Source organism: Vibrio sp. 10N.222.55.C6, from assembly GCF_041473395.1.
GTDB classification, from domain to species: domain Bacteria; phylum Pseudomonadota; class Gammaproteobacteria; order Enterobacterales; family Vibrionaceae; genus Vibrio; species Vibrio crassostreae_C.
The window spans coordinates 1-251 of the sequence record NZ_JBFRSD010001252.1 but is presented as its reverse complement, the minus strand read 5'-3'; the positions used below and the strand labels follow the sequence as shown (position 1 = coordinate 251).

1 protein-coding gene is annotated in these 251 nt (G+C 43.0%); it reads right to left on the bottom strand.

Annotated elements, in window-relative coordinates; genetic code table 11:
• Nucleotides 1-219: helix-turn-helix domain-containing protein (locus AB4486_RS28420; RefSeq protein ID WP_372120182.1), on the bottom strand; the 219-nt coding region annotated here is incomplete at its 3' end.
• Between the last annotated feature and the right edge of the window lie 32 nt (nt 220-251).

Below are 251 nucleotides of genomic sequence, written 5' to 3'. Positions count from 1 at the left end.
TTGTTGAACAGCATCAGCTACTCTTTGAGTCACGAGCATTCGAACATCTTCTATCAAATGCTCTTTATCATCGAAGTAGCGATAGATAGTGCCTGCAGCCACTCCCGCTTCTTTGGCTAATTTTTGCATTGAAAGGCCTTGGAAACCGACCTCTGCAATTAGCTTTTCAGCTGCAGAAAGTATTTGCTGGCGTTTATCCCGAGGTGCATGAGTTGTCATATTTCAACCACCAATGAATGAACGTTCATTCA